The 5,537-nt window shown below is 73.4% G+C and carries 5 protein-coding genes; 1 reads left to right on the forward strand and 4 read right to left on the reverse strand.

Features of this window, described 5'->3' with window-relative positions; genetic code table 11:
- Positions 1–39: 39 nt before the first annotated feature.
- The 4 genes from DKT69_RS29630 to purS form a co-directional block, all read right to left on the reverse strand.
- Complete coding sequence (locus DKT69_RS29630) at positions 40–789, reverse strand: 2-phosphosulfolactate phosphatase (protein WP_109804758.1); 750 nt, start codon at positions 787–789, stop codon at positions 40–42.
- Between the two features lie 4 nt (positions 790–793).
- On the reverse strand, positions 794–3,541 hold the full coding sequence (purL, locus tag DKT69_RS29635) for a phosphoribosylformylglycinamidine synthase subunit PurL (protein WP_236648432.1): 2,748 nt from the start codon (positions 3,539–3,541) through the stop codon (positions 794–796).
- Positions 3,542–3,605: 64 nt separating this feature from the next.
- Complete coding sequence (purQ, locus tag DKT69_RS29640) at positions 3,606–4,289, reverse strand: phosphoribosylformylglycinamidine synthase subunit PurQ (protein WP_109804756.1); 684 nt, start codon at positions 4,287–4,289, stop codon at positions 3,606–3,608.
- Positions 4,286–4,549, reverse strand: a complete 264-nt coding sequence (gene purS / locus DKT69_RS29645) for a phosphoribosylformylglycinamidine synthase subunit PurS (protein ID WP_109804757.1) — start codon at positions 4,547–4,549, stop codon at positions 4,286–4,288. Before purS ends, purQ begins: the two co-directional genes overlap by 4 nt.
- 401 nt (positions 4,550–4,950) lie before the next feature.
- Between purS and DKT69_RS29650 the strand changes: the two genes are divergently transcribed.
- Positions 4,951–5,537 (forward strand): YbjQ family protein (locus DKT69_RS29650; protein WP_438361888.1); only part of this gene is annotated, 587 nt, incomplete at its 3' end.

Consider the following 5,537-nt stretch of genomic DNA (forward strand, 5'->3'; position numbering starts at 1 on the left):
GGCGAAAGAGCACGCGGCGAGGGGCGGGGCGGGGCCGGGTCAGGCGGCGGAGAAGAAGCCCTTCCGCAGCACCGGCACCACGTCCGAGGCGTCAACCTGGACGGCGACCTCCACGTCGGCGGCGAAGCCGTCCTCGACGAGTTCCCGGCCGGAGACGCAGCCGCGGACCGCCGCCGGCACGTCCGGGGTGCTGGCCAGCGCGGCCAGCGCCATCGCCGCCTCCACCGAGAGCCCACCCGGCACGCCGACGAGGGCGTCCAGCACGCTCGCCGCCCCGAGGTGGTCCTCGACGGAGGGGCGCAGCGAGCCGTCCGGCCAGCGTTCGCCGGCCGCGACCACGCCGACGGGGGCGTCGATCGAGCCGTACCCCTGGGCGCGCAGCCATCGCCCGACGGCGCGCGCGTTGCGCAGGCACGCCGCGACCACCGGCAGGCCGGTGGCGCTGGCGGCGGCGCTGATCGCCGAGCCGTTCGGTGAGGGCAGCACCAGGTCGCTGACGACCGGCGCGGTACGCAGCGCGGCCGGGGACAGCGACCACGGATGCTCCGGGGTCATCCGGCGGCGGCCGACGGCCGCGACGGCGCCGACCCGGCGGGCGTACTCGGCCGCCTGCTCCCCCCAGGGGAACGGGTGCACCCGCATGCCGCGGCCGACCGCCACCTCCACGGCGGTGGTGAACGAGAGCACGTCCACCACCACCAGGGCGGCACACACCCGGCCGAGTTCGGCCGCCCCGGTCAGCCCCCAGTCGAACCGGGCGCCGGAACCGGGCTGCGTGTAGACGGTCAACGCGTCAGCGCTGATCGGGCGCGGCGGGCTGGTCCGGGTCACCGGAGGAAGCCGCCGCGGACCCTTCCGGGCCGGCCGGCTCGGTCGCGCCGGAACCGCCGTCGGTCGTCTCGTCGGCGGCACCCTCGCTCACCGCCGCGACGTCGTCGGTCACCTCGGCCTGGGGCGCGATGGCCTCCGCGGGCCGGCCGTCGGCGGACCCATCCTCGGTCGCGGCGGCCGCCACGTCCACCGGCTGCTCGGCGGTGGCCGGGAGGACGGTGGTCGTCCCGGTCCGGGCCGCCTCCACCTGGGCCGCCTCCTGGCCGCCGAAGAGCCGGGGCAGGGTCTCGGTGTGCGCCGCGCGCAGCTCGTCAAGGCCGATCCGGAACTGACCGTGCACCTCGAGGGCGCCGCCGGCCGGGTCGGTGACCCCGATGAACTCCCACGGCACCTCGCGCTCGGCGCAGAGCGCGGTGAACGCCTTCTCGTGCCCGCGCGGCACCGACACCAGGACCCGCCCGGCGGACTCGCTGAACAGGTAGACGAACGGCATCGAACCGCCGGTGAAGTGCTCCGGCACCGCGATCCGGGCGCCGACGCCCCGCCGCAGGCAGGACTCGACCAGGCTCTGGGCCAGACCGCCGTCGGAGAGGTCGTGGGCGGAGCTGAGGTGGCCCACCCGGGCCGCCTCGGCCAGCAGCTCGGCGAGCTGCCGCTCACGGCCCAGGTCGACCTGCGGCGGGATGCCACCCAGGTGCTCGTGGGTCACCCAGGCCCATTCCGAGCCGGAGAGCTCCACGTGCGTCTCACCGAGCAGGAAGAGCTGGTCATGGTCGCCGCCCGGCCGCGGCACGAAGCCCATCGGCACCCGGTCCGCGACGTTGTCCAGCACGCCCAGCACGCCGACCACGGGGGTAGGGTGGATGGCCGCCGCGCCGGTCTGGTTGTAGAAGCTGACGTTGCCGCCGGTCACCGGGATGCCCAGCTCCAGGCAGCCGTCCGCCAGGCCGCGGACGGCCTCGGCGAACTGCCACATCACGCCCGGGTCCTCCGGCGAGCCGAAGTTGAGGCAGTTCGTCACGGCGATCGGCTTCGCGCCGGTCACCGCCACGTTCCGGTACGCCTCGGCGAGCGCCAGCTTGGTGCCGTGGTACGGGTCGAGACGCGCGTACCGGCCGTTGCCGTCGACGGAGAGCGCCACGCCGAGGCCGGTCCGCTCGTCGATCCGGATCACGCCGGAGTCCTCCGGCTGGGCCAGCACGGTGTTGCCCAGCACGTACCGGTCGTACTGCTCGGTGACCCAGGTCTTGTCGGCCAGGTTCGGCGACGCGATCATGCGCAGCAGGGTCTCCCGCAGCGCCTCCGGGGTGTTCGGCCGGGGCAGCGTCTCCGCACGGTCGGCCTGGAGCAGGATCAGGTCGGCCGGCTCGCGCATCGGACGGGCGTAGACCGGGCCGTCGTCGACCAGGGAACCCGGCGGAACGTCGACCACGATCTGGTCACACCAGGTGATCAGCAGCCGGCCAGGCTGGCCGTCCGGCGCCGGGGCGGTGACCTCGCCGATCGCGGTGGCGAGCACGCCCCACTTCTCGGCGGTCTTGAACACCGACTCCAGCTTGTCCGGGGCGACGACCAGCAGCATCCGCTCCTGCGACTCGCTGGCCAGGATCTCGTGCGGCTCCATCGAGGGCTCGCGCAGCGGCACCCGCTCCAGCCAGACCCGCATGCCGGTGCCGGCCGCGGCGGCGGTCTCGGTGAGCGCGCAGGTCAAGCCGGCGCCGCCGAGGTCCTGGATGCCCACGACCAGCTCGGCGTCGTACAGCTCGAGGCAGGCCTCGATCAGCAGCTTCTCGGTGAACGGGTCGCCCACCTGCACCGCCGGGCGGCGCTGCTCGCTGGCCTCGTCGAAGGTGGCGCTGGCCAGCACCGACACGCCGCCGATGCCGTCCCGGCCGGTCTTGGCGCCCAGCAGCACCACGATGTTGCCCGGCCCGGCGGCGGCCTTGTTCTGCAGCCGGTCGACCGGGAGCACCCCGAGGCAGAGCGCGTTGAGCAACGGGTTGCCCTGGTAGCTCGGGTCGAAGACGAGCTCGCCGCCGATGTTCGGCAGGCCGAGGCAGTTGCCGTAGCCGCCGACACCGGCGACCACGCCGGTCAGCACGCGGGCGGTGTCCGGGTGGTCGGCCGCGCCGAACCGCAGCGGGTCCATCACCGCGACCGGACGGGCGCCCATGGCGAGGATGTCCCGGACGATGCCGCCGACACCGGTGGCCGCGCCCTGGTACGGCTCGACGAAGCTCGGGTGGTTGTGCGACTCGACCTTGAAGGTCACGGCCAGCTCGTCGGAGACCCGGACCACGCCGGCATTCTCCCCGATGCCGGCGAGCAGCCGGTCGCTCGGCGGGGCCTTCTCACCGAACTGGCGCAGGTGCACCTTGCTGGACTTGTAGGAGCAGTGCTCGCTCCACATGATCGAGTACATGGCCAGCTCGGCCTGGGTGGGCCGGCGGCCGAGGATGTGCCGGATCCGGTCGTACTCGTCGTCCCGGAGGCCCAGCTCGGCGTACGGCTGGAGCTCCTCGGGGGTGCCGGAGGCCCGGGGCACGGTGTCCACGCCGAGGGCCCAGTCGTCGGCCGGGGCCGGCTCGGCGGTGCGGCCGGCATCGACCGGGCCGGCCTGCGGCACCACGACGGCCGCCCGCGGCTCCGCCGGGGCGGCCGGGAAGGCGCCCGGTGTCTCCCGTACGGCAGGGTCCGGATGGGTGGTCATGACCTCTCCTCGCTGCGCTCGCCGGCGTACCGGCGGGTGAGCCGACCGATGGTCCCGCGCACGGTCACGCCGGCGCCCCCACCAGGTGCTTGAGCACCGAGGTGAAGAAGCCGAGACCGTCCAGGGAGGGGCCGGTGAGGGCCTCCACCGCGTGCTCGGGATGCGGCATGATGCCGACCACGTTGCCGGCGGAGTTGGTGATCGCGGCGATGTCGCGCTGCGAACCGTTGGGATTGCCGCCGAGGTAACGGGCGACGACCCGACCCTCGGCCTCGAGCTGGTCCAGCGTCGCGGGGTCGGCGACGTAGCAGCCCTCGCCGTTCTTGACCGGGATCAGCACCTCCTGCCCCGGCTGGAACGCGTTGGTCCAGGCGGTGCCGGCGGACTCGATCCGCAGGATCTGGTCCCGGTTGCGGAAGTGCAGGTGCTGGTTGCGGGTGAGCGCGCCGGGGAGGAGGTGGGCCTCGCAGAGGATCTGGAAGCCGTTGCAGATGCCGAGCACCGGCAGGCCACCCCGGGCCGCGTCCACGATCGTCTCCATCACCGGGGCGAACCGGGCGATGGCGCCGCAGCGCAGGTAGTCACCGTAGGAGAAGCCGCCGGGGAGGACGACCGCGTCCACCCCGTGCAGCTCCGGGTCGCCGTGCCAGAGGCGGACCGGCTCGGCGCCGGCGATCCGGACGGCACGGGCGGCGTCCCCGTCGTCGAGCGAGCCGGGGAAGGTCACCACACCGACCCGGGCGGTCACTGGTGCGCGTCCACGGTCTCGTCGGCCTCGACCAGGCGGACGGTGAAGTCCTCGATGACCGGGTTGGCGAGCAGCTTGTCGGCGATCTCCCGGGCCCGGTCCAGGTCCGGTTCACCGGTGAACTCGATCTCGATCCGCCTGCCGATCCGGACCGAGGCGACGTCGCTGACGCCGAGCCGGGGCAGCGCGTTTGCGACGGCCTGGCCCTGGGGATCGAGGATCTCGGGCTTGAGCATGACGTCGACGACGACGCGAGACACTGGGCACTCCTGACTGTGTACGCAGTTGGGTGCCGACCCACAACGGGCGAGCGCAGCCAGCCTACCTGGCAGATACCGTCCCGGCCGCACCGGCCGGGCGCAGTCCAGGCACTGATCAACATAACCGCCGGAGAGTGCGTCGACGCGCCGTCCGGTAGGCCGCGAAACCTGCCCGGAGCAGGCAATTCACAGCGCGACAGGTGACCAAATTGTTACACCGGTGGTCGTCGCGTTACCGCATGTCAGCCGCCCGCAGGCGGCGGAGGGCATCGGCCGGCCTCCATGCGCCGGCCCCCTCGCCGAGAATCCGGACGGAGCGCACCCGGCGGGGCATGTCCCGGGGTGTCGGCTCCCGCCGCTTTTCGGGCCCGATCGTGCCTTCTCGGGCATCCGCCACTGCCGTGACCGGCGACCGCCCCGCTGGCCGATGTCCGACAGTTCCCGCCGTACGGGCCCGCCACGACGCGCCCGACCCCGGCGCCTCGTTTTGCAGCATCCGATCAGGTGAACAACCCTCACGAACGGCCCGCTCTCCGGCTGACAGCATCGGAACCGTGCTGGTCGTGACGACGGATCAACTGCCCGGCTACGAGATCCGCCAGATCCTCGGCGAAGTGGTGTCCTCGATGGCCAGGACCCGGAACCCGTACCGCGAGGGGGTCAAGAACCTGCGCGGTGGCGCGTACGACCCGATGGCGCCGGACAACCTGACCCGCTGGCGTACCGACTCGGTGGCCCGGCTCGGCGAGGAGGCCGAGCGGCTCGGCGCGAACGCGGTGATCGGCATGCGCTTCGACAGCCGGGACTGTGGCGAGATGTGGATGGAGATCTGCGCGTACGGCACGGCGGTGATCGTCGTACCCAAGATGCCGGACGTCATGCCGGCCGACCAGCCCATGGTGGCCGCGGAGTCCGCCCATGAGCCCGGGATCGTGGAGGCCCCCGGCGGCATCGCCGAACCCGCGAGCGCCCCCAACCTCTCCTCCGC

Origin of the sequence: Micromonospora sicca, assembly GCF_003172935.1 — a bacterium.
In the GTDB taxonomy this organism is placed as follows: Bacteria; Actinomycetota; Actinomycetes; order Mycobacteriales; family Micromonosporaceae; genus Micromonospora; species Micromonospora sicca.